At 39.6% G+C, this 25558-nt stretch carries 20 protein-coding genes; 6 read left to right on the top strand and 14 right to left on the bottom strand.

Annotated features, from left to right (window positions below):
- Positions 1 to 8 precede the first annotated feature (8 nt).
- From AC1Z3K_RS12375 to AC1Z3K_RS12340, 8 genes are all read right to left on the bottom strand, one after another.
- Positions 9 to 674, bottom strand: coding sequence for an ABC transporter ATP-binding protein (locus tag AC1Z3K_RS12375; protein ID WP_426084881.1), 666 nt, complete (start codon positions 672 to 674; stop codon positions 9 to 11).
- Entirely contained in the window at positions 667 to 1728 is a 1062-nt protein-coding gene (locus AC1Z3K_RS12370; RefSeq protein WP_426084882.1) for an efflux RND transporter periplasmic adaptor subunit, read from the bottom strand. The genes AC1Z3K_RS12375 and AC1Z3K_RS12370 overlap by 8 nt, the downstream gene beginning before the upstream one ends.
- 14 nt (positions 1729 to 1742) lie before the next feature.
- Positions 1743 to 2300: a hypothetical protein gene (locus AC1Z3K_RS12365; RefSeq protein ID WP_426084883.1), complete on the bottom strand. Its 558-nt coding sequence runs from the start codon at positions 2298 to 2300 to the stop codon at positions 1743 to 1745.
- A 142-nt stretch (positions 2301 to 2442) separates the two neighbouring features.
- Complete coding sequence (locus AC1Z3K_RS12360) at positions 2443 to 3186, bottom strand: LytR/AlgR family response regulator transcription factor (RefSeq protein ID WP_461732871.1); 744 nt, start codon at positions 3184 to 3186, stop codon at positions 2443 to 2445.
- 5 nt (positions 3187 to 3191) lie between these two features.
- Positions 3192 to 4601: a GHKL domain-containing protein gene (locus AC1Z3K_RS12355; RefSeq protein ID WP_426084885.1), complete on the bottom strand. Its 1410-nt coding sequence runs from the start codon at positions 4599 to 4601 to the stop codon at positions 3192 to 3194.
- A gap of 137 nt (positions 4602 to 4738) precedes the next feature.
- Positions 4739 to 4972 (bottom strand): hypothetical protein, encoded by a 234-nt coding sequence (locus AC1Z3K_RS12350; RefSeq protein WP_426084886.1) that lies wholly within the window; start codon positions 4970 to 4972, stop codon positions 4739 to 4741.
- 1698 nt (positions 4973 to 6670) lie between these two features.
- The gene (locus tag AC1Z3K_RS12345) at positions 6671 to 7159 is read right to left on the bottom strand and encodes a Dps family protein (RefSeq protein ID WP_426084887.1); all 489 of its coding nucleotides are present in this window, start codon (positions 7157 to 7159) and stop codon (positions 6671 to 6673) included.
- 113 nt (positions 7160 to 7272) lie between these two features.
- Positions 7273 to 8097, bottom strand: a complete 825-nt coding sequence (locus AC1Z3K_RS12340) for a DUF5105 domain-containing protein (protein WP_426084888.1) — start codon at positions 8095 to 8097, stop codon at positions 7273 to 7275.
- Between the two features lie 317 nt (positions 8098 to 8414).
- Here AC1Z3K_RS12340 and AC1Z3K_RS12335 point away from each other — a divergent pair, with 317 nt between their 5' ends.
- Positions 8415 to 9167, top strand: coding sequence for a prepilin peptidase (locus AC1Z3K_RS12335; RefSeq protein ID WP_461732870.1), 753 nt, complete (start codon positions 8415 to 8417; stop codon positions 9165 to 9167).
- Between the two features lie 125 nt (positions 9168 to 9292).
- On the opposite strand, the gene msrA is transcribed toward AC1Z3K_RS12335, so the two are convergent.
- Positions 9293 to 9823 (bottom strand): peptide-methionine (S)-S-oxide reductase MsrA, encoded by a 531-nt coding sequence (gene msrA, locus AC1Z3K_RS12330; RefSeq protein WP_426084890.1) that lies wholly within the window; start codon positions 9821 to 9823, stop codon positions 9293 to 9295.
- Between the two features lie 82 nt (positions 9824 to 9905).
- Positions 9906 to 10736, bottom strand: a complete 831-nt coding sequence (locus AC1Z3K_RS12325; RefSeq protein ID WP_426084894.1) for a MurR/RpiR family transcriptional regulator — start codon at positions 10734 to 10736, stop codon at positions 9906 to 9908.
- Positions 10737 to 10887: 151 nt separating this feature from the next.
- Here AC1Z3K_RS12325 and AC1Z3K_RS12320 point away from each other — a divergent pair, with 151 nt between their 5' ends.
- Together AC1Z3K_RS12320 and AC1Z3K_RS12315 are read left to right on the top strand one after the other, a co-directional pair.
- Positions 10888 to 11589, top strand: a complete 702-nt coding sequence (locus AC1Z3K_RS12320) for an N-acetylmannosamine-6-phosphate 2-epimerase (protein WP_426084891.1) — start codon at positions 10888 to 10890, stop codon at positions 11587 to 11589.
- Between the two features lie 28 nt (positions 11590 to 11617).
- Positions 11618 to 13117, top strand: a complete 1500-nt coding sequence (locus tag AC1Z3K_RS12315) for a PTS transporter subunit EIIC (protein WP_461732869.1) — start codon at positions 11618 to 11620, stop codon at positions 13115 to 13117.
- 87 nt (positions 13118 to 13204) lie between these two features.
- Here AC1Z3K_RS12315 and rpoC read toward each other — a convergent pair whose 3' ends face one another.
- From rpoC to AC1Z3K_RS12295, 4 genes are all read right to left on the bottom strand, one after another.
- Positions 13205 to 16858 carry a DNA-directed RNA polymerase subunit beta' gene (rpoC, locus tag AC1Z3K_RS12310; protein ID WP_426084815.1) on the bottom strand — a complete coding sequence of 1218 codons (3654 nt, stop codon included), beginning with the start codon at positions 16856 to 16858 and terminating at the stop codon, positions 13205 to 13207.
- Positions 16859 to 16997: 139 nt separating this feature from the next.
- Complete coding sequence (gene rpoB / locus AC1Z3K_RS12305; RefSeq protein ID WP_426084814.1) at positions 16998 to 20615, bottom strand: DNA-directed RNA polymerase subunit beta; 3618 nt, start codon at positions 20613 to 20615, stop codon at positions 16998 to 17000.
- Between the two features lie 348 nt (positions 20616 to 20963).
- The gene (locus AC1Z3K_RS12300) at positions 20964 to 21611 is read right to left on the bottom strand and encodes a hypothetical protein (protein WP_461732868.1); all 648 of its coding nucleotides are present in this window, start codon (positions 21609 to 21611) and stop codon (positions 20964 to 20966) included.
- A gap of 113 nt (positions 21612 to 21724) precedes the next feature.
- Positions 21725 to 22132 carry a GFA family protein gene (locus tag AC1Z3K_RS12295; protein WP_461732867.1) on the bottom strand — a complete coding sequence of 136 codons (408 nt, stop codon included), beginning with the start codon at positions 22130 to 22132 and terminating at the stop codon, positions 21725 to 21727.
- 450 nt (positions 22133 to 22582) lie between these two features.
- On the opposite strand from AC1Z3K_RS12295, the gene AC1Z3K_RS12290 reads away from it, so the two are divergent.
- The 3 genes from AC1Z3K_RS12290 to AC1Z3K_RS12280 all read left to right on the top strand — a co-directional run bounded on the left by AC1Z3K_RS12290 (position 22583) and on the right by AC1Z3K_RS12280 (position 25427).
- Positions 22583 to 23563: an ABC transporter substrate-binding protein gene (locus AC1Z3K_RS12290; RefSeq protein WP_426084811.1), complete on the top strand. Its 981-nt coding sequence runs from the start codon at positions 22583 to 22585 to the stop codon at positions 23561 to 23563.
- A gap of 86 nt (positions 23564 to 23649) precedes the next feature.
- On the top strand, positions 23650 to 24624 hold the full coding sequence (locus AC1Z3K_RS12285; RefSeq protein ID WP_461732866.1) for an ABC transporter permease: 975 nt from the start codon (positions 23650 to 23652) through the stop codon (positions 24622 to 24624).
- The gene (locus AC1Z3K_RS12280) at positions 24624 to 25427 is read left to right on the top strand and encodes an ABC transporter ATP-binding protein (RefSeq protein ID WP_461732865.1); all 804 of its coding nucleotides are present in this window, start codon (positions 24624 to 24626) and stop codon (positions 25425 to 25427) included. The genes AC1Z3K_RS12285 and AC1Z3K_RS12280 overlap by 1 nt, the downstream gene beginning before the upstream one ends.
- Positions 25428 to 25558 lie beyond the last annotated feature (131 nt).

Here is a 25558-nt window from a genome sequence, read left to right as displayed (position 1 = left end):
TTCCCTCCTTAGCCAATCACCAGACCATCCCTCACTTCAATCACACGGCTGCAATATTCAGCCGCTTCTGGATCATGGGTAACCATTAAAATAGTCACATCATTTTCTTCATTTAGTGTTTTAAACAAGCTAAGAATCTCGTCTGAAGTTTTTGTATCCAATGCACCCGTTGGCTCATCTGCGACAATAAACTCTGGTGAATTAATCAACGCTCTTGCAATGGCTACTCTCTGTTGCTGGCCGCCTGACAGCTGTTTGGGCAAGCGCTCTCCCTTCCCTTCAAGTCCGACCTTTTTCAGCATATCATTGACTTGCTTTTGAATTTCCTTATGAGAGTAACCAGCGTATAGAAGCGGCAGCTCTATATTTTCAAAGGCTGTGTAATTTTCTATCAAATTAAATGACTGAAAAACAAAGCCTACTTTATCATTACGGATAGCAGACAGCTGCTGATCACTGTACTGATATACTTTTTCGTTGTTGAAAAAGTATTCTCCAGAAAAATCACCGTCTAAAAAACTAATTGTATTCATCAAAGAGGACTTCCCTGAACCGGAGGGTCCCATAATAGCTGTAAACTCACCTTCTTGGATATCTAAACTGATATCATTCAAAACCCATAGTTTATTCTCCTCATCACCATAATACTTTTTAATATTTCTTAGTTTAATCATCCACAGTCACTTCCATCTTATCTTTTAAATCTTTCGATTTTCTGATAATACTTTCCTTTTCCTTTAGTCCTTCTTTTAACAGAAACGTTTCTCCATCAATAACTTCTGCGACAATTTTCTGTTTGTTCGCCTTGCCATTCTTATAGATATAGACAAACTGTTCCTTTCCCTCTGTGACAACTGCATCTGCCGGAATTTTAATTTCATTTTGCTGAATCCCAATTTTTACTGAATAACCTAAGGGAACCTTTTCATCCATCGATACTTCACTTGTATACACCGCAGCACTCCCACTATCTACCTTCGGCACTTCTGATTTATAGGAAATTTTCCCGCTAATTGTTTTGTCTTGGTTTTTGTACATTATCTTAACTTCCTGATTTAAAGCGATTTTCTCTACATCAAATTCTGTTACCGTAAACTCAGCAACTCTATCACTGGAATATACTGTTACTACTGGCTTGGCAGCATCTCTTTTAGCGGTTTCATCAACAACAGCTTTACCATCAAACTCAGCAACCACAGAAGACTCCTTTTTACTATTTAATGATGCAATTTGTGCATCCACATCTGTCAATAAATCCTGATATTGAGTAATCGACGCTTGAATGGAATTCATATTAGTTTCTGCAGCCTGCTTCTTAGCTTCATCATTTGCATAATTCGCTTGATTATATTTGTACTGCTCTTCCTGAAGCTCTCGATTCAAATTTCCAATATTGGTTTCATAATTAGTCTTCATCGATGTTTTTTCATTTAATGCCAGCTGATTTTCTTTACTGAAATAACTAATCAGGATATCACCTGCCTTTACATCTGCGCCATTTTGAACAGTAATAGAAGCAATTTCGCCAGAGACAGAATCATAGGCAACAGACTGAATCTTTTGGGCTTTGATTGTACCAGAGAAATTTAAATCTTCAGCTGACATTACTTTGTAGCTTGTATACTTCTGTTCCACCTTCTTCTTACTGGAAAATGCTGTTAACGAAACAACACTCACCAGCAACATGCCAATAATTCCTGCTATGATTAAAAGTTTTTTTCTTTTCATTCCTGCTTCCTCCTTTATACTGCCCGATCGACGCTCTCGCCATTAAATAACGAAGCAATTTCTTCTGAAGTAAATGTCGGACCCCAAATTCGTTTTGGATTTCCTTTTTCAAAATAAACACCTAAATTTTCATATTTACCATTTTCCAATGCCATATCAAACATATATTGGGTATATAATTGACCGCCTTTTTCTTTCGACTCATCCATAAAATAAATTTTTTCAGCTACATCTGTCGACAGCTCCTTTATTGCTGCTTGATAATGCTGATATTCCTTTGAACTTTGCTTACCAAAAAAGATAAATAAAGATTCCTTACTGCTCAACATCTTTGTTACATCTGCTGAAGAAACTTCTTTGATTGGTGTTCCGACTTCCGCCACATCCGTCTCTTCCAATGAAGCACTACTGTCGTCAATTAGAGCTGCCCTGCTATTTTGAGAAACTGTTTCTGATGAAAAAGTATTATTTTCTGCTTTATTTCCAGTATGGGAACATCCTGTTAAAAAAACTATTCCTCCAATGATCATTGTTTTTGCAAGTGCATCCAACCATTTTTTATTTTTTTCCATGCCATATCCGCCTTTCATCACTTTAATTTTGTACGCTTACTATAACATTTGCTTCCCCATTGTTTTATTTATTTACCTATTCTGTAAAAATCTATACGCAACAAAAAAGAATGACCATTCGCGTTACACAAATGGTCATTCCTCAAGAAGAGAGTTCTTTCAATTTTAGCAGCTGCTTTAAGTTCAACCTGGATACCAGCGCAGTTTCTCCATTCGGAAAATGGACAATTCTATTCTTTTGATCGATTTTTGTTATATGGTGAAGATTAATTAAAAAGGACTTGTTACTTCTAAAGAAACGCTTGTCTACCCTTTTTTCAATGTCTTTCAATGTGCCATAAAAGTCTGTACGGAGACATTTCCCTTCCAGTAGTATTCTATGGTTGTCTGTTACCTCAAAGAAGTAAATTTCTTCATAAGCAACATAGGATAAATCATCCCCGTCATTCACAGCAAAATACTCACTCTTTACATTGCCTTTAGCTCTTAAACGCTGCGTGATTGTATCAATACATTCGTTGATTTTAGGCTCCATCAATTGAATTTTATCTTTGATGATAAAATCTAACGCACCAACCTTATAATGAAAGGTCAAAAAGCTCATTTCTGAATGGGTCGTTACAAAGATAATATAGCCGTCTGGATCATATTCTCTAATTTTTTGCGCTAAAACCAAACCGTTCATCTGACTTCCTTCAATTTCAATATCCAGAAAATAAATAGCTGTGCCTAGATTGTCTCGAACCGTTTCCAACAACTTCTCCGGCTGATTCGTATTCAGAACTATATCCATTCCCAAATCATCAGTTATCAGCTTCTTATTCAACAAATACGCCAAACCTTCTGACTGAACTGAATCATCCTCACATATATAGATTGGTATCATCTGCTTCACACCTTCTCATAAAAATAGATTTCTTGAATAAAATAATCTGTTTGTATTTTTGTCTTTAACTGCACATTTTTATAACGTCCAATAATCTGTTGAATATTCTTCAAGCCAAAACCATGACGGTAGTTATCTTTTGAAACCTTCCTATCAATCCCGTATTCCTTGTCGTTATAAGTATTTTGAATCACAAAAATTACACTATTATGCTTTTTAACAAAAGCAAGATTGATTTCCTTTTCCTCACTTTTTTCTGCTGCTTCAATAGCATTATCCAATAATATACCCACACATCTTGTAAGATCCGTATTACTCATTTCAATTGTCTCAATTGGCTCCTTTGCTTCAAAATGAATTTTAATATCCTTTTGATTCGCCTGTAGAATTTTAGGTGCCAGTATCCCTTTTAGCTCAGGTATATTAATATTTTTTAAGTTTAACAGCTTAATAATTCTAATTCCTTTATTTCTCAATATTTGTTCAGAGCTGTTTTCATAGTAGCTTTTCAATGCAGCTAAGCTGAATTCATCATCGTAAATCACTCCAGACAAGCCGATAAAAATATTATCGTAATCATGTTGATAGCTTAGAATTTCATCCCTAATCAGTTCAATACTCTGGATGTAGTTTTCCAATTCTGCTGACCGTTCAATCTGAAACTGCAACTTTTGATTCTTTTCATTATTATTGATGATTATAAAAATTGCACTGACCATAATTAATATAAATAAGAATAGATAGAAGCTTCCATCCAACAAGGTTCCTTCGGAAAAATTCTCACTTGTCTGGTTTTGTTCGTCCATCGCAACCTCAACTATCTGTTGATCCTTAGCAGGAATCTCTTTAGTAGATTGCTGTACTGATGCTACATTTAAAACCAGAACCATTATTGCAGGTAGCCAAATAATTTTCTTGAAAATACCTTCAACCTGCACTCTTTTTAGAAAACGGATAATCCCTCGATTGATAGAATAATAGAGCATTACAGAAAAAATACTAACTAAAATCAGATATTGAAGCATGTCTACATTAGAGAGTAGCGCCATCATTAATAAAGGCACAATATTCCTTACTGCATAAACCAACAAATAAATTAATGATAGATTACCAATAGCTTCCCTGTATGAAACACCCTTAAATAATAGTAGAACCAAAACCAGCAGACTTAAAAGAGTCCCCAATATTAACTCATTAGGAACACCCGTATACGCCACCTCAGTGCCTGATGAATTTGATAAAATATATTTGAACTTAACAAAATCAATACACACAAATAAACCAATAATTCCTATCCAGTTTGCAGTAGTAATTGCCTTACGAAATTTTAGCTGCACACACAAAATAATTGGAATCACAATCGTTAAATATAAAAAATAAAAATTTTCCCAAAACATAAAAAAATCCTTCAGCATCCTTTTTCTCCTTTTTGTACGAATTACTTTAATTATAGCATAGGAAGGTCTTATATACTTATCGAGAAAATAAATAATAACAAAAAGGCTATTATAGATAAACAAATCTCTTTCTATTCTAGCCTTTTTTATCTTTTTTATTCCAATGCATCTTTGATTTCATTTGGTAAATCATCAAAATCTTCATCGTCATCAAGGTAAATATTATTTACCCCTTCTTTTAACCCTTCCTGCTGAAATTCCTCTAAGCCGTTAAAGTTATGTGTATTCATTCTAGAGTAAATAAAATATCCTGCTCCTCCAATTAAACTAGTTGTGACACATACCAAAATAACTTTTTTTATAATTGATAATTTTTGTTTTTCTTTCATATGTACTCTTCCTTTCAATGAAAATATTCTATAGTTTACACCTACTTCAATACAATTAAATGACAGCTTGCAAGCCTTTGGACACATTAACGTAACCTTTTTCAGCCTGTGTATATGAGTAGTCTTTGAAATCATTTGCTGTCCATTTTCGAAAACACAAAATTTATCTGCTAATCGTTTCAGGACTCAAGGTATAGGGAATCGCTGAATTACCAATCCCCCATACTCTTTTTTCCTGCATTTTTCGGAAAGTGCTTCAAACAGTCATTAAGTAAACAAACTTTATTTTATAAAAGAAGCAATAGTCCTACGATTTCATTACTAATACTTAGTTGCTTTTGTACGACTACACCCATTTCCAGGAGCCACAGCTTATAAGAACTCCATTACTATAGATACAGACTCTTGTCCATGCACCTGCTAAAATATTTTGTGCTTCTCTTTTTGCTAATTTTTTCATGTCATTTCCCCCTAAAATGAATTGCTACTTTTATTTCATAAAGAATAGTTTATACCTAATTTGTCTGAGCTACCTTATCCAAGTGTTGTTGTTTTATACCCAACGCCATGGTGTACAACCAACTAAGCGCCCATTTTTATATACACACACACGTACCCAAATACCTGCCAAAATGCCCTGTGCTTCTTTTCTCATCAATTTTCTCATTTTTGTTTCCTCCTAATAATAAGTTTTTTTGTAGTTTCTCCTGCAAATCATTTCCAAATGCAACAAATAATTATGCCCTTACGATAATAACAAACTCTATAACTTGCTTGAACTGCGTCAGCCTTTTTCCGTAGAAAGCTTTTTCATCTCTGCTCCCCCAATCCCACTTATTTTGTTGATAGACCTGTCTACATCCGAATCATAGCATTTCTACTTTGTATTTTAGGTTTTTTACTGATTTTGACGAATTTACCACGTATAATGCTGCTGAAAACCATTTGCGTTACATCAACTGTTATTTTGAAATAGTATCTCTTATGATTAAAGAACTCTCTCCTACAAGCAAATTTAAAGCATACAAAAAAGGGCTGTGACATTAGTGTGCCTCAGTCCTTAAACTTGGATAAACTGTGTTTTAGAAGTAACTACTAGCAGCGAGCTGCATCGATGTCCGCTCAACATCAGTGGTAAATCACCGTGTTTCAAGGCTCTTCGACAATAAGGCGAAAATTCGCAAAAATCTGTGGAACACCAGGTAGGAATCAGTCAACATCGAATGGTTTACCTTCATGTTTCCTGTCATTTTCGGAATTTCCGCCTTATTGCTTAGAATTACTGTAATTGCTCTTTTAAGCTGAACAGATGATGAAAAGTACCTACTTGGTGCTTGAAGCTGACCACTTCTGTCACAACCTCGTAGTCTCAACATACTTAAACCTGATTCTAAAAGGATAGAGAAGGAGCTCGGTTTATATTTCGGACTCGTGGTCCTCGAGGTTTTGTTCGAGCTTCCTTTCACCCTCACTATACGCTATAAATAGAAAATAGAGTTTGGGACATAAGTAAATGCCCGAACTCTTCTTTCTCTAAAATCCGAATAAACGGCGTTCCAAAAGTAGCTCTCTCGGAAATAAGCCGAACTATCTCAAAAATATGAAAAGCTATTTTCGGATAATTCGTCTTATTTCTCGGAGCTAAACACTTTTGTCTCGACCTCTAATCTTAGTATGTTTGCTTAGATTTTTTTATAGTTATCTTGCTTTTGTTCGAGTATCTGCATCAACACCAGGAGCTTTGCCTAATTTAGCCTGCAGCATCCAGATTTTCTTTTCGATATCTGTTTTATTAGCAATAAAGATATCTTGAGTAGAATCGTCGCCTTCCTCACCAGAAACATCAATACCTTTTTGATATAGGTCAGCTAAATAACGATAACCTTCTACTAATTTTTCCATACGTTCAGGAATTGTACGGTCCCAATTGCCTACTTCATCTTCGATACCAGTGTTATCCGCAAATTCTCTTAAGGTTGAGTATGGAGAACCATCCAGCGTAATCAGACGTTCAGAAACAACATCAAGCTGATCGTTAATTTCATCCATATAATCGTCCATTAACGGATGCAGTGTTAGGAACTCAGGTCCGCGCATATACCAGTGTGTTTGGTGGATAACCACTGAAAATTGGCTTAAGTCTGCTACTAATTGATTTAGTACTTCTTTTGTTTGTTCAAATTTCATTATTATTCATCCTCCTAAATTTTGTCTACATTACTAGTTTAGTATGAAACAGAGGAAAAGTACAACAAAATCTCTCAAGAATGGAATATTTATTTTTTAATAGTTATTATAATCTAATCTGATTCCGTTGTGGCTGATTCTTCTGTAGAACCCTGGGTTTCTTTTAATAAATCATCAATTGCCTGCTGAAGCTCTTCATCTGTTGTCTCTTCATCTAAAGCCGGCTGGCTGTATAAGGAATCCAACATCTCATTCATCACTTCATCTACCGCTTCGTTTAATCCGTCATTTAGTTCTTCATCATCTTCTGTACCCGATATAAAAGCCATAAATATACGAGAAACGGTTTCCTCCTGAGCCGCCGGAATATACCATTTGCCGCCTTCTTTTTCCAGCTTTAAGCTAATTTCAATATCATCATTTTCTATTTTAATAACTTTTATGCGTTCCGTTAAAATGGAAATTGTCGATTCAAGGATTTCTTGATCTGTTTCTGCGCCGTCAGCCTTTTCAACAGCTTCCCGAACTAATGTCCTAGTCATTTCCTTCATCGCATTGACCAAATCCAGGCCAGTAATGAAGTAAGTGATTTCGGCACCTTTTTTATTCTCTTTTATTTCAACAATTCGATAGCTTGTTTTTGCTTTGGTCTGCTTCAGCAATTCCTGTGTCAGCTTCTCCGCCTCTTCTTTAGGTACTTTTGTCCCAGTTGACTCTAGACCAGAAATAAAGTTTTCCTCAAAGTCTAAACTATTATCATCCAGCTTCTTTCCAGTGGCCTCTCCATCTCTAAAGCCTGCTTCAAACTCATTCTTCTTTTCTTGGTAAATCAAGCGGTCAATAAGCAATTCACCCGCTTCATCAGCCGGAATAGCTCTGTTGCAGCCCGTCAGCAGAATGCTGACAAACGCAATGATCATTACTGCTGCTTTTTTCATATGTACCCTCCATTAGTGTTCATTCACTTGCTATATGTTTGTTGCTATTATCTATTATTCCTAAAATATAGAGAAAAGTCCACATAAATTCAGCAAAATTTTCGCTGTATAAGGAACCTCTAACAGAATGGTAGGCGGTGGAATAGTAACTGGATAAAATCTATTGAATGTGTCAGTATTCAGATTTACAGCACAAGTTGGCTGATTTAAAAGAATCCCTTTTACCAACAGCAAAAAGCAGAGAGAGGGCTGATTATTAAAAATAATTAAATGAGTTTTATAAACTTTGCGTATCTTGTTTTGAAGGGAGGAGTACAATGACTAATCTGTTGTTGTTTATTTTCGGCGCTTGCTTAGGTTCATTTTATTGTTTAACAGCTGAACGAATACCTAAAGGAGGCTCGATCCTGTCACCAGCCTCTCACTGCCCCCACTGTTCCCAAAAACTGCAGTTTTATGAGCTGATTCCGTTATTTTCTGTTATTCTACAACGGTTTCGCTGTAACTACTGTGCTAAAAAAATTCCTTTTATCTATTTTTTCAGCGAGCTGTCTGGCGGATCATTAGGTGTTCTTTGTTTTTCACAAGAAATTAACCTATCCTCCCTTCATACCTTTTTACTATTGTCTATGGGATTACTACTCTCTTTGACAGACATTTTCTATATGATTGTAGAGCCCAGAATTTTTTATCCCTGCACCTTTATTTTGATTTTCTGCCACAGCGGGTTGGGACACCCCCTATATTTCCAAACCTGTCTGATTGTATTCAGCAGTCTTTGCTTGCTGAATAAACTAATTGAACAATCGATTGGCTACGGGGATGTTTTACTATTATCATTCTGGGGGCTGCTTTTAGATGGAAAAGGCATCTTGTTTATCTTATTTTTTTCTAGTGGAAGTGCCTTACTATATGCACTATTCCAACGTATCTTTTTTCGTAGAAGGGTCGGACAAATTCCGTTCGTCCCTTTCTTATTATTAGGATTGATTCTCTTTGTATTTTCATCTGATTATCCACTTATAATTTTTAGTCAAAATACACTATTGGCTTTATTAGAATACCTTTGATTGAACAACCTTTCTATTCATACTATTGATTAAAAAATATAAAAATCTCAAAGAACAGTTGGATTTCTCTGTTCTTTGAGATTTTTATATTTGGAACAATTCATTCAGCAAAGCTCCGCTGTTTCTTATTTAGCTTTCCAGTGGTCTTCTATGAATTTTGCTCGTCCGGAGCCTTTTCTATAAAGATTATAGTGCAGACGATTCTTTTTGTAATAATCCTGATGGTATTCTTCAGCCGGATAAAACGGCTGAGCAGGCTCAATTTTAGTAACAATTGGTTTTTTAAAGCGTCCGCTGTTCTCCAGCGCTGTTTTAGAAGCTTCTGCCGTTTTCTTCTGCTCCTCATTCTCGTAAAAGATAACTGGACGATAAGAATCCCCTCTATCTGCAAACTGACCTAAAGCATCTGTTGGATCTGTCTGTTGCCAATAGATATTAACCAGTTCCTTATACGGCAGAATAGTTGGATTGAAAGTAATTTCAACCGCCTCAGTATGCCCCGTTGTTCCCGTTGTCACCTGTTGATAGGTTGGATTCTCTACGTGACCGCCAGTGTAACCAGAGACCACAGAAATAACCCCAGGATGCTCATCAAAAGGATGCACCATACACCAGAAGCAGCCGCCAGCAAAAATTGCTTTTTCAAAATCAGCCATATTATCCCTCCTCATATAGCAATAATACGCCCCTTAGATTAATAAGCACAATTATCTGCTTTTCTAAGAATTAGAATTCTAACTAATCCAGCTGCTTGTTCATGATTGAACGGGCTACTTTTTCTCTCATTTGCAATTCATTGATACCATATGTTTTTTCGTAGTAAGTGATTAACAAATCAATAGCAAAAATTTGAGACACTTTTCCCGTCAATGAACCGCCATTCAGCAAATACTCTTCTATTGCGGTTTGTAAAACAACATCGCCAATCTGAGCAATCGGAGACAGAACATAGTTTGAAATCACAATGATTTTTGCTTGATTCTTTTTTGCAATCGATAAGGCATCGTAGATATCCGTTGTCTTCCCAGTAAGACTTAACGCAATTACGACATCTTCTTTTGAAAATAGCGAGGCATTCATTGCCTGATAATGAGAATCTGTAATCGCCTTTGCCTGGACTCCTCCCCTTAAGAAGCGCGACTCCATGTCCCGAGCAGTGATGCCGCTGGAGCCAACTCCGAAAATATAGATATTTTTAGCATTATAAATGTATGTCACAGCAGTTTTCAGCTTTTGCTCATCAGCCAGTACACAGGTTTCTTGGATTGCTTTGATTAATCGGTCTTCAATTGTTTTTATAAAGTTTTTTTCAGTCAAAGAAGAATGACTCGGCACACCTGCTGGAAATCCTTCTTTGGCAATATCGATTTTTAAATCAGAAAACCCATTATATCCAACTTTCTGGCAAAAACGAACAATCGTTGCATCCCCAACCATTGTTGCTTTCTTAATATCCACCATTGTCTGATGCAGGACTTTTTCACCAGATGAAACGACATAATCAGCCACTTTCTTTTCTGATTTTGTTAAATAAGTATAGTTTGCATGTATATTTTCTAAATAGCTCATCATCATTCTCCAACCTTCATTTATTAGTACCATTTTCCATTTTTTTTCGCTTTTTGTCAAATTTTCTTCCTCCTCCATATTTACATTTTCGGAGGAGTGTAGTATATTGTTTTTGGAGATAAACTCCAAAATTTATATTATGGAGGTAAAAATGGAGAAAAGAGACTTTTCAAAAAAAATAAATGGCGGTGTTATTGTATCCTGCCAAGCACTTCCTGGAGAGCCTTTATATTCAGAAACCGGAGGAATCATGCCTCTAATGGCCAAAGCCGCTGAACAAGCAGGTGCTGTAGGGATTCGGGCAAACTCGATTCGGGATATTAAGGAAATTAAAGCTGTTACCCAGCTGCCCATCATTGGGATTATTAAGCGGGAATACCCTCCACAACAACCGTTTATTACAGCTACAATGCAGGAAGTTGACGCACTTGCGGAGGAAGGCGTTGCAGTTATCGCACTTGATTGTACAAACAGGGAACGTTATGACGGAAAAACAGTTACTCAAAATATCCAAGCGATTAAGCAAAAATATCCGAATATGCTTTTAATGGCAGATATTGCCACTTTGGCAGAGGGTGAATTGGCTTGGAAGGCTGGTGTAGACTTTGTCGGAACTACATTGGCTGGTTACACCAGTGAAAGCCGGAAAGATGACGGACCTGCGATAGAGCTAATTCAGCAATTAGTCGCACAGGGCATTGATGTAATTGCCGAAGGGAAAATTCAGACGCCTGAACAGGCAGCCGAAATCAGCCAGCTTGGCGTCGCCGGAATTGTTGTTGGCGGAGCGATTACCCGCCCTATGGAAATTGCTGCACGTTTCATTTCAGCTGTAGAAGCTGTGAAAAAATAATTTGGGTATTTATTAAAGGAGGAGTTATATGTTTAAGAAATTTTCTCAACTAGGACGAGCATTTATGCTGCCTATAGCTATTCTGCCAGCAGCTGGTTTGCTGCTTGGAATCGGAGGAGCGTTATCTAATGCCAGTGCTATTCAAGCTTATCCTTGGCTGAATCAGCAATGGCTGCAAACAATCTTAACTGTTATGAGCAATGCCGGAAATGCAGTTTTTAGCAATTTAGCTCTTATTTTCGCAATCGGTTTAGCTGTTGGTCTGGCAAACGGTGATAAAGGAACTGCAGGATTAGCAGGCGGAGTCTCATTTCTTGTTTATACTGCCACTATCAGCGGATTACTTCAACTTTTCTCACCGGATAATACTATAGACACTGGTGTAATCGGTTCCATCGCGATTGGCGGAACGGTATCCTTTCTTCATAATCGCTATCGGAAAATTGAACTGCCCCGCTTTTTAGGCTTCTTTGGCGGCTCCCGATTCATTCCAATTGTTTCTTCACTTGCTGCAATTATTATAGGTGTCATTTTCTTTTTAATCTGGCCGCCTATTCAACAAGTAATGGTCTCTGTAGGTGAAGGGGTTGCTGGTATGGGCAGTATCGGTACATTTCTATACGGATTTCTGCTTAGATTAACTGGGGCTGTCGGTCTTCATCATACTATTTATCCAATGTTCTGGTACACCTCTTTGGGCGGAGTAGAAACTGTTGCGGGGGAACAAATTGCCGGAGCTCAGAATATTTTCTTTGCTCAACTGGCTGATCCAAACCATACTGGTTTGTTTACTTACGGAACTCGTTTTTTTGCCGGACGATTCGCTACTATGATGTTCGGTTTGCCTGCAGCCTGTTATGCAATGTATCGGGCAATACCGAAAGAGAATCGAAAAAAGACTGGTGGTCTTTATGCCAGTGGTGCGCTTACTTCTTTCTTAACAGGTATCACCGAACCCATTGAATATATGTTTTTGTTCAGTGCTCCGTGGCTGTACGTCATTCACGCTTTTCTTGATGGCTGTTCCTTTTTCGTTGCAGACTTGCTCAGTATCCGTATTGGAAATTCATTTTCCGGCGGTTTAATTGACTTCCTGTTATTTGGGGTTTTCCAGGGAGAAAGCCGAACCCATTGGCTCTATATTATTCCACTAGGTTTACTTTGGGCCGCTGTCTATTACTTTGTTTTTTCCTTCTGTATTAGAAGATTTAAAGTAGCTATTCCCGGAATGGAAATCACTGATGATGAAGGAGATAAATTAACAGAAACAGTCAAATCAGGTTCGTTATATGATGATTCTCTAGTGATTATCGAAGCACTTGGCGGTGAAGAAAATATTATCTCAGTAGCAGCCTGTGCGACACGCTTACGTGTTGCTGTCAAGGCAAGCAATATCGTCGAAAAGGAGCACATCAAACAGCTGGGAGCAATCGCTGTGCTGGAAATAGATGGCGGCATTCAAGCTGTCTTTGGCGGCAAAGCAGATTTATTTAGTCAGGAGATTAATCAAATACTGGGTACAGAATAATGTTCCACGAAGTTTGATTTTCACTTAATTAGCAGTTTCAACTGAATATAAAAAAGCGGGAACGGAAATCCGTTCTCGCTTTTTTAATTATTTATTTAAGTCATTCAATGCATCTTCTGCAGCCATTTGTGCTTCAATATCAGAGATACTGTAAACATTCTCACTAGCCACTTTGACTTCTTTAGGCTCCATGTTGCGGTAGCGAGCCATCCCTGTACCAGCAGGAATGATCTTACCAATAATAACATTTTCCTTCAGACCAAGCAGAGGATCTTTCTTACCACGAATCGCAGCATCTGTTAATACACGAGTTGTTTCCTGGAAGGATGCAGCAGACAAGAAGCTGTTTGTTTCCAGAGAGGCTTTCGTGATACCAAGCAGTACTGGACGGCTTGTTGCAGGAACGCCGCCGGCCACTAAGGTGTCATAGTTACGATCCTTGAATTCAGCGATGTCCAGCAGGGTACCCGGAAGGATATCTGTATCACCCGGATCCATTACTCGAACTTTACGCAGCATTTGACGAACCATTACTTCAATATGCTTATCGCCGATTTCCACCCCTTGCATACGGTAAACACGCTGTACTTCACGCAGCAAGTAGTTTTCTACTGAAAGTACATCGCGCACCTGCAGTAATTGTTTTGGATCAATAGAACCTTCTGTCAACGGTTCTCCACGATGAATCATATCGCCTTCTGCCACTTTCATACGGGCAGTATATGGAACAGTATACGTACGCGTATCTGTTTTCCCTTTAATTGTTACTTCTTTTTGACGTGTTGCAGGATCTTCAGAGATATCGATAACATCTCCAGTAACCTCTGTGATTACAGCCTGACCTTTCGGATTACGGGCTTCAAAGATTTCCTGAACACGAGGCAGACCTTGCGTGATATCGTCACCGGCAACCCCGCCCGTGTGGAAGGTACGCATTGTAAGCTGTGTACCTGGTTCACCGATAGATTGAGCAGCAATCGTTCCGACTGCTTCCCCAACTTCAACATCTGAGCCAGTAGCAAGGTTACGTCCGTAACAATGCTTACATACACCATGCTTGGTATTACATGTAAAGACAGAACGGATAGTTACTGTTTCAATACCAGCATCAACAATTTCTCTAGCAGTATCTTCAGAGATTAATTGATCTTCACCAATAATCAACTCACCCGTTTCTGGATGGAATACAGATTTACGTGTGTAACGTCCTAGTAAACGTTCTTCCAACGCTTCAATAATCTCATTGCCCTCTTTGATTGCAGCAATCTGCAGACCACGATCGGTACCACAGTCATCTTCACGGATAATTACGTCCTGCGCAACATCTACTAAACGACGAGTCAGATAACCTGAATCGGCCGTTTTCAGTGCTGTATCGGTCATCCCTTTACGGGCTCCGTGAGTAGAGATAAACATTTCCAAGACAGATAAGCCTTCACGGAAGTTAGAGATAATCGGTAATTCCATGATACGTCCGTTTGGCGCAGCCATCAATCCACGCATCCCAGCAAGCTGAGTAAAGTTGGAGATGTTACCACGGGCTCCTGAATCCGACATCATGAAAATTGGATTTTTCGCATCCAAACTTTCCATCAGTTTCAGCTGGATATCATCCTTAGCACCGTTCCAGACTGCAATTACACGTTCATAACGCTCATCATCTGTAATCAAACCACGACGGAATTGTTTCGTAATCGTTTCTACCTGTTTATGGGCAGCATCGATAATGTCATGCTTTTCATGGAGAACCATGATATCGGCAATTCCTACTGTAATTCCGGCATGTGTTGAGTGTTTATAACCCAAGTCTTTCATACGGTCAAGCATTTTAGAGGTTTCAGTAATATGGAATCTCTTGAATACTTCTGCAATGATATTTCCAAGATTTTTCTTCTTAAACGGCAAAATCAGTTCCTGCTCTTTAATATATGCCGGAATATCTGTTCCAGCTTCTACAAAGTATTTATCCGGCGTTTGAACAGTCAGGTTATAATCTGTCGGTTCATTCAGATAAGGGAACTCTATCGGCATGATTTCATTGAAGATAATCTTACCAACAGTGGTAATCAACAAGCGTTCTTTTTGCCAGTCAGTGAATGGTTTGTCGCCAAGCAGTGTTGTTTGAACGCCAATCCGCGAATGTAGATGGACATAGCCATTGCGCCATGCAAGAACAGCTTCGTTCATGTCGCGGAAGACCATACCTTCCCCTTCACGGTTTTCTTCTTCCATTGTCAGGTAATAGTTACCAAGGACCATATCCTGAGATGGCGTTACAACTGGTTTTCCATCTTTCGGGTTCAAAATGTTTTGTGCCGCAAGCATCAGCATACGCGCTTCAGCCTGTGCTTCTTCATTCAACGGTACGTGAACCGCCATTTGGTCTCCATCGAAATCGGCATTATAGGCTTCACAAACTAGCGGGTGAAGACGAATAGCACGACCTTCAACAAGAACCGGTTCAAAGGCTTGGATACCTAATCTATGCAGTGTAGGTGCCCGGTTAAGTAAAACTGGGTGTTCTTGGATAACCTCTTCCAGAATATCCCAAACTTCATCTTCACCGCGCTCAATTTTACGTTTTGCATTTTTAATGTTTGTTGCGATTTCCCGTTGAACCAGAACACGCATAACAAACGGTTTAAACAGCTCAATCGCCATTTCCTTCGGCAGACCACACTGATACATTTTCAAGTTTGGTCCAACAACGATAACGGAACGACCGGAATAGTCAACACGTTTACCCAGTAAGTTCTGACGGAAACGACCTTGTTTCCCTTTCAGCATATGAGAAAGAGATTTCAGCGGACGGTTACCTGGTCCAGTTACTGGTCTGCCGCGGCGTCCGTTGTCGATTAATGCATCAACAGCTTCCTGCAGCATACGTTTTTCATTTTGAACAATGATATTTGGCGCATTTAAATCAAGCAGACGTTTCAAACGATTGTTACGGTTAATAACACGACGATACAAATCGTTTAAGTCACTCGTTGCAAAACGGCCGCCCTCCAATTGAACCATTGGACGCAAATCCGGTGGAATAACTGGAATAACATCCATAACCATCCAGCTCGGCTGATTACCAGATGAACGAAAAGCTTCCATAATATCTAAACGACGAATAGCCCGTGTTCTCTTTTGTCCCTGCGCTGTTTTTAAGTCTTCTTTCAAACTTGCAACTTCGCCGTCCAAATCAACATTGTCCAGCAATTGTTTGATTGCTTCAGCACCCATTGCAGCAGAGAAGCCTTGTCCGTACTGATCGCGTTTTTCACGGTATTCACGTTCTGTCAGCAATTGTTTCTTTTCTAAACCGGTATCTCCAGCATCAATTACTACGTAAGATGCAAAATAGATAATTTCCTCTAAAGCACGCGGACTCATGTCTAAAACAAGTCCCATACGAGAAGGAATACCTTTGAAATACCAGATATGTGATACTGGTGCCGCCAATTCAATATGACCCATACGTTCACGGCGCACTTTAGAACGAGTAACCTCTACGCCGCATCGGTCACAGACGATGCCTTTATAACGGATACGTTTATATTTCCCGCAAGCACATTCCCAGTCTTTAGTAGGACCGAAAATACGTTCACAGAACAAGCCTTCACGTTCAGGCTTTAAAGTACGATAGTTGATCGTTTCGGGTTTCTTTACTTCCCCATAAGACCAGCTTCTGATCTTCTCAGGTGAAGCTAAACCGATCTGCATACTCTCGAATTTATTTACATCGATCAAAAGGGGTTCCCTCCATTTCTTAGTTAAGAAAAGCTGAGTAATCAAGAAAAACAATAAGATGCCACTCAATAACATCAGCTCATAAAGCCAGATGATAAATTTATCTTTTCATCAGCCGGTTGTTCAGTCGACCTAACGACTAATCGATTCTGTCTTCTGCTGTTTCAATACTTTGAACAACATCAGCCTCTGCTTCTTTTTTAGCTGCAGCTGCTTCTTTCTCTAATTGCTTGGCAGATTGCTGCTCAGCAAATTTTGTCAGCGCATCAACAGTAATCAAATCATCATCGTCGTCATCCATATCACGCAGCTCAATCTCTTGCTCCTCAATATCCAGAACGCGCATATCCAACCCTAAGGACTGCAGTTCTTTTACCAGTACACGGAATGATTCCGGTACACCTGGTTTTGGAATTGGTTCGCCCTTAACGATTGCTTCATACGTTTTCACACGTCCAACTACATCATCAGACTTGTAAGTCAAGATTTCCTGAAGGGTATACGCTGCTCCATAAGCCTCCAACGCCCAAACCTCCATCTCACCGAAACGCTGTCCACCAAACTGAGCTTTACCACCCAGAGGCTGCTGCGTAACAAGAGAATATGGTCCAATAGAGCGGGCATGCAGTTTATCATCGACCATGTGGGCCAGCTTGATCATATACATAACACCGACAGAAATACGGTTATCAAATGGTTCACCTGTACGTCCGTCATAAAGAACAGTTTTTGCGTCGCTTGCCATACCGGCTTCACGAACTGTTTCCCAAACATCATCATCATTTGCACCATCAAATACAGGTGTTGCTACATGGATACCTAATTGACGGGCTGCCATCCCTAAGTGAAGCTCTAATACCTGCCCGATATTCATACGAGATGGTACCCCTAGAGGGTTCAGCATGATATCAATCGGTGTACCGTCTGGTAGGAAAGGCATATCCTCTTCCGGCATGATACGGGAAACAACCCCTTTATTCCCGTGACGTCCGGCCATTTTATCTCCTTCGTGAATCTTACGCTTCTGAACGATATAGACACGCACCAGCATATTCACACCTGGAGAAAGCTCATCGCCGCCCTCGCGGGTAAAGATTTTCACATCATGCACAATTCCGCCGCCGCCATGAGGCACGCGCAGAGAAGTATCACGAACTTCGCGGGCTTTTTCACCAAAAATTGCATGCAGCAGACGTTCTTCGGCTGAAAGTTCAGTCACACCCTTCGGCGTCACTTTACCCACCAGTAAATCACCATCTTTAACTTCTGCACCAATACGGATAATCCCCATCTCATCAAGATCCTTCAACGCGTCTTCACCAACGTTTGGAATCTCACGAGTAATTTCTTCAGGTCCTAATTTTGTATCACGAGCTTCTGATTCATATTCTTCAATATGAATAGATGTATAAACATCGTCTTTAACCAGACGCTGACTCATGATAATCGCATCTTCATAGTTGTACCCTTCCCATGTCATGAAGCCGACTAGAACGTTTTGTCCTAAAGCCATTTCTCCTTCTTCCATGGATGGTCCATCAGCCAGCGTATCGCCTTTTTCAACTTTTTCGCCAAAAAGAACGATTGGACGCTGATTGTAGCTCGTTCCAGAATTAGAACGGCGGAATTTTGTAACCATATATTTGTCTAAAGCACCATTGTCTCTGCGGACACGAATTTCAGAAGCATCAACAAATTCAACTACTCCATCATGCTTACAAAGCAAAGCTGCTCCAGAGTCATGGGCTGCTTTATATTCCATCCCTGTTCCCACAAATGGTGAACGAGGCTGAATCAAAGGTACTGCCTGACGCTGCATGTTCGCTCCCATTAGAGCACGGTTGGAGTCATCGTTTTCTAAGAAAGGAATACATGCAGTCGCTACTGCAACTACCTGTTTCGGTGATACATCCATGTAATCGACTTTATCTACAGTTACTTCCAAGTTTTCACTTTGCAGGCGAGCCATTACTAAATCTTCTACAAAAGTACCATCTTCATTTAACAATGAATTGGCCTGTGCAACAATGTAGTGATCCTCTGTATCAGCAGTTAGATAATCAACTTGATCAGTTACCTGACCAGTTGCACGGTCTACACGGCGATACGGTGTTTCAATAAAACCAAATTTATTTACTTTCGCATAGCTTGACAGGCTGTTAATCAGACCGATATTCGGACCTTCCGGCGTTTCAATCGGACACATACGGCCATAGTGAGAATAGTGAACGTCCCGCACTTCATAACCAGCACGGTCACGAGTCAAACCACCAGGTCCTAAGGCAGATAAACGACGTTTATGCGTTAATTCTCCAAGCGGATTTGTCTGATCCATAAACTGTGACAGCTGTGAAGAACCAAAGAATTCTTTGATACTTGCCACAACTGGGCGAATATTAATCAGCTGCTGTGGTGTCAGTGTTTCAGTATCCTGAATCGACATTCTTTCACGAACCACACGTTCCATCCGAGCCAAACCAATACGGAACTGATTTTGTAAAAGCTCGCCAACAGAACGAATACGACGATTTCCTAAGTGATCAATGTCATCCACATTACCGATATCTTCCATCAAGTTAAAGAAATAACTCATAGATGCAACAATATCAGCTGGACGAACGGTTTTCACGCTTGTATCTGGATAGCCGTTGCCAATTACATTGACAATACGTTCTGGATCTTTTGGCGACTCTACTTTAATCACTTGAACGGTCATTGGTTCAGTAACAACTCCATCCTCACTTGGATAGAAAGTTACACTGTTCAAGCCGTTATCGATATGTTCGCCAAGCGTTTCCATTACCTGATGAGTTAGAACTGTGCCTTTTTCAACCAGAATTTCACCAGTTTCAGCATCAATCAATGTCTCGCCAAGAGTCAGGTTCAACAGGCGTGTTTTCAAGTCTAATTTTTTGTTTACTTTATAACGACCTACATTTGCCAGATCGTAACGTTTTGGATCAAAGAAACGGGCTGTCAACAGATTACGCGAGCTGTCAGCTGTCTTTGGCTCACCAGGTCGAAGACGCTCGTAGATATCCTTTAAGCCTTCTTCTGTACGGGAATCACTCGCATTTTTATGCAAATCTTTTTCGATTGTATTTCTTAAGCCTTCGCTTTCGCCGAAGATTTCAAAAATAGTATCATCCGAGCCGAAACCTAACGCACGGACTAAAACAGTCAATGGAATTTTACGTGTACGGTCAATACGTACATAGGAAATATCCTTTGCATCAGTTTCCATTTCCAACCACGCACCGCGGTTAGGGATTACTGTAGAGCCAAAACCTTCTTTACCGTTTTTATCCACTTTTCCATGGAAGTAAACACCAGGAGAACGGACTAGCTGAGAAACAATAACACGCTCAGCACCATTGATGATGAAGGTACCCATCTCAGTCATCAGAGGAAAATCACCAAAGAATACTTCCTGAGATTTGATTTCTCCAGTTTCACGGTTTGTTAAACGCAACGTAACATGCAGCGGCGCTGAATAATTGGCATCATGTGCACGCGCTTCTTCTACAGTATACTTAGGTTCTTTTAATTCATAGTCTACAAACTCCAAGGACAGGTTTCCCTGAAAATCTTCAATCGGCAGAATGTCCTCAAACATTTCACGTAACCCTTCATCTAAAAACCATTGATAAGAGTCTGTTTGGATCTCAATTAAATTTGGTAATTCCAACACTTCACTGATACGTGCGAAACTTCTACGTTCGCGATGCTTTCCGTATTTTACTACGTGTCCAGCCAAGCTCTTCACCCCTCTAGATATAAGTCTGTCAAAACTCTACCTTTTAAAATTTCATTTAAGTTACAAATATTAAATATATGTAACAGAAAGCATTTTTTGCGGTTTTTAGGCAAAAAAAAACCAAAAATAGAATGTCGCCATGATCAAAAAAATCAAGTGTTTCTACTTTTGTTTCCCTATTTAAAACCGAAACGGACAATATTTCGTTTCTGCTTTATCATTTTTTAGATAGTTTTTGCATCTACATATTCTACTTCTTTCTATAGTAAAAGTCAAGGGGTTTCAGCATCGATACACCATAAAAACCGGAGCAGCTGAGAATTAGCTGCTCCGGCTTGATTTTTAGTTTTATTTAACCATTTTGAAGGTATGCGCTGCTTCTTCCAACACTTTTTCTTCTGAAGCAAACTTGCTTTGCATAGACCATGTTAACAGCTGAATATAATTCTGATCAGATTCCAGCAGATAAATCACATAATGCAGCTTAATCCCTTGAATCTCTGCATCAAAACTAGCTCTATCACCAGCCATATCATTCATTGTTGTAGGTTCAAAAGTAATAGTCACACCTGTTGTCTGCTGCATTTGTTCAACTACCAGGTTTTTGAAAGTCGCATAGTCTGCCACATCACCCTTGTCATTGAAAATCGCTGCAACTGCGCTGCTTCCATTTGTAAAAGCAAAACTAGCCGCCGGATTCACAGATTGGATATCATCGAATTCCTGCCAACGTTCCAGCAATCCATATTCAAAAGCCTCTCCGTTATCAGCAGTATAGCTCTTCACATCTATTTCGCTTGAGGCACCTGCTTCTTCTGATGAAGACTCTTTTACTTCGTCTGTTATTTCTTCAGTAGATGATTCTTCTGAACTTACTTCACTTGTTTTTTCAGTACTGCTTTTTGATGTTTCTGCCTTATCCCCATTACTGCCGCAACCCATCAAACCTACAGAAACAAATAATAACCCCGTAACTAACCACACTTTTCTTTTCATGCTAATACAATCTCCCTTTATGTTTTTGTTTTTTCTAAATTAGTATATCATATTTGCCCCAAACAGAAAGATGGAATTAAAAATTTTCCCGCTGATAATTCAAATCTCAACTGTTATTGAGGAAATCTCTCAAACCTCTGACCCTTTTCTACAAAATGATAGTATTCCGGCTGACTGCTGCAAAAAAATTCCTTACCTATTATCAGTTCGCTTTCCGGCAAATCATCAAATATATCTACTGGAATTTCATAGAAGTCCGGCTGAACCAATCTTGAATACACCGTGGTTCCACAATGACTACAGAAGCCTCTCTCCATTCTTTCCGAGGATGAATACACAGTAATATGTTCTAGCCCTTCGAATAGAATGTCTTTTCCAAATCCGGCATCTAAAATGAACACTGGACCCGCGTTCATTTTTCGACAGCTTCGGCAATGACAAAGACCCATTTCAAGAGACTGAACAGCTGCTGTAAGCTTGATTTTTCCACATTGACAGCTGCCGTGATAGTGTTGTTTCATAATTTTCCTCCTCATCATTAAGTGATGCTTCTCATCCTTCTATTTTAGCATATTTAAACCGATAGAATCGTCAGAAAATTCTAAAAATCTGTTGACTTTTTTTCTTTCGCTGTATATACTAAGAACAATTCAATCAAGCGGAGGAGAATTCCTATGACGAATATATCAAATCACGCACAATTGAATAGTTACTACTTTAGCTATTTTAGATAGGTTTGTATTCATACTTCATGGGTACAGACGGCAAATTCGTTTTTGTATCTATGATGGCTAGAGAACTTTGCGATGAGCAAACAGCCGCGTAGACAATAAATCTAAGTGGCTAATGAATAGAAGCGTATATTTCTTATGATTCTCGACATCCATTTAGACATATTGTCTAAATGGATGTTTTTGTTTTATCACTTTAACACTAAATCAATACACAAAAGAAAATTGGGGGACTATACAATGAAAAAAAGATGGATTCGTTTAAGTATTCTGACAGCAGCATTACTAACTCTTAGCGCTTGCGGAGGCAGTAAAAAAGACAGCGGCGCTTCGAGCAGCAAAGACAGTGTGACAGTGGGTGTGCTGCAGCCTGTGGAGCATGGTTCTCTGGATGCAGCGTATGAAGGCTTCAAAGAAGGCTTGGCAGAAAACGGCTTTAAAGAAGGTGAAAATCTCACTCTTGATTACAGCAATGCTCAAAACGATCAAGCACAGCTGAAAAGCATGAGCGAAAAGCTAATAAAAGGAAAACCGGACTTACTGCTGGGAATTGGAACACCAGCTGCCCAATCTCTTGCCAGTGAAACAACCGATATTCCTATTACAGTTACTGCAGTTACCGACTTAGTCAGTGCCAAACTAGTCGCTTCTGATGATAAACCTGGCGGCAACATCACTGGTACTACAGACATGGTATCAATCGACAAGCAAATTGAACTGCTGTTGAGTATTGTTCCTGACGCAAAAACAATCGGCATTATGTATAACGCTGGCGAGCCTAACTCAAAAATTCAAGCTGATTTAGCTGAGGCTGCATTAAAAAAAGCCGGCGTCGCAACGAAAGTCCTGACAGCCAACTCTACTAATGATGTGCAGCAGGTAACAACCAGCTTAGCAAAAGACGTGGACGGTATTTATATTCCAACCGACAATACCTTTGCTTCTGCCTCAGCAGTTATCGGCGAAGTTGCTAAAGAATTGAAAGTTCCAATCGTTCCTGCCTCCATCGATCAGGTTACTGAAGGTGGATTGGCAACAATTGGTATCGACTATCATTCCCTTGGTAAACAGACAGGGGTAATGGCTGCTAAAATTCTCAAAGGCGAAGCAGAACCGGCTTCTATGCCTGTAGAAAGTGCAGATGACCTGGAATTAGTTGTCAACAAAGAAATGGCTGAAGCGCTGGGAATTGATCCAGATAGTATTCAAACACCTAAATAGCGGTGTTACTACAAATAAGAACAGACGGAAGCGGAAAACCAGCCGCCGCTTCCAGCTAGTTCTTGTCAAAACTCATTTGAAAGAAGTTGATTTTTTTGCTGAACATTTTCCTTTCCTCCACATCTCAGGGATTATTATGGTCCTTGCTGGCTATTGGTGTTTTTCTAACCTATCGAATCCTTGACATTGCTGATTTAACAACAGAAGGCAGCTTTCCATTAGGAGGAGCTGTTGCTGCATTCATCATGGTGCGCATTCGCGAAGGCTTTGAACCTGATACATTACTCTACAAGCTCCAAAAGGTGCTTGTGCCGATTTTAGATATTCATCCAGCCGCCCCTTCTGTCTTTGCACTTATTTTTGCATTTATCGCCGGCGCATTAGCCGGTTTAACATCAGGATTTCTTCATACGAAATTAAAAATCCCTGCACTGCTTGCCGGCATCATCACGATGACGGGTCTTTACAGTATTAATGCCCGTGTTATGGGGGCACCAAATATCTCTCTGCTAGGGACAGAAACAATCTTCACGCAGGCTCAAAACTGGGGGCTGGAGAAAACGATTAGTGTGATTGTAGTTGGTGTTCTGGTAGTTGCTGTTGTGATTGGACTGCTTACTCTATTCTTTAAAACGGAAGTGGGGCTGGCAACTCGGGCGACCGGCGACAACATTGAAATGAGTCAGGCGAACGGTATTAATACTGACGGAATGAAAATGATTGGCTATATGCTGTCTAACGGCTGTATTGCTCTAGCAGGCGCTCTGCTCGTTCAAAATAATAACTTTGCCGATTTGAATTCCGGCATTGGAACGATTGTTATCGGTCTAGCATCCATTATCATCGCAGAAGTATTATTTAAAAATAAACCGCTGCTCTTTAGAATGGTTACGATTGTTATTGGCGCTGTCTTATATCGTTTCATTCTAGCTTGTGTTCTCGAGCTTAATGTAGACCCTACCGATCTTAAGCTGTTTTCTGCCTTCATCTTAGTTATTTGCTTGTCTTCACCGCTTGTTCAGAAAAAGCTAAAATTGTCTAAAAAGGGAGGAACCCGTTAATGGAACCTGTATTGACTATAGAAAACCTCCATCAATATTTTGAACGAGGAACGATTAATGAAAACCACGTATTGAAGGGCATCAATCTAACCATCAGTAAGGGAGATTTTATTACTATCATCGGCGGAAACGGGGCAGGAAAATCAACTCTCTTGAATAGTATTGCCGGCACGCTGCCCATTGAAGAAGGCCGTCTGCTGATGAATAAAAAAGACATCACAAAGCAAAAAGTTGCTGCCCGTTCAAAACAAATCAGCCGCGTTTTTCAAGATCCTAAAATGGGGACTGCCGTTCGGCTGACTGTAGAAGAAAACATGGCTTTAGCAATGAAACGCGGGCAAAAACGCGGGCTGGGCAACGGTGTTCGAAAAAATGACCGCCAGTTTTTCAAAGAACAGCTGGCAAAGCTGAATCTAAATTTGGAAAATCGGCTATCCGCTGAAATCGGTCTGCTTTCAGGCGGGCAACGGCAGGCAATCACTCTATTGATGGCGACATTGATTCGTCCTGAGTTGATTCTTCTGGACGAACACACGGCAGCCTTGGACCCTAAAACCTCAATTACCGTTATGGAGTTAACGGACAAACTGATAAAAGAACAGCAGTTGACCGCCTTTATGGTCACCCACAACATGGAGGATGCTATTCGCTACGGCAATCGTCTGATTATGCTTCATCAAGGAAATATCGTTGTAGATATCGATGCTGAAAAGAAACAAAATTTAACTGTTAATGAACTGATGGAGCTCTTCCATAAAAATAGCGGAACCGAGCTAAAGGATGACCAACTGTTGCTTGTCTAATCAGTATTTCAGCAAAAAAATTTCTTTCAATAATTGTTATTGACACTCTCTCTTCAAGAAAAGTGAAAAGACCAGTTGAAAGCATTTTCTATTGTGGTATCATAGTAGTTATTCACAATGCTCAATGTTGA

This window comes from Enterococcus sp. LJL128 (assembly GCF_056924295.1).
The sequence above is the reverse complement of the archived record's forward strand: the minus strand, read 5'-3'. Positions and strand labels throughout refer to the sequence as shown.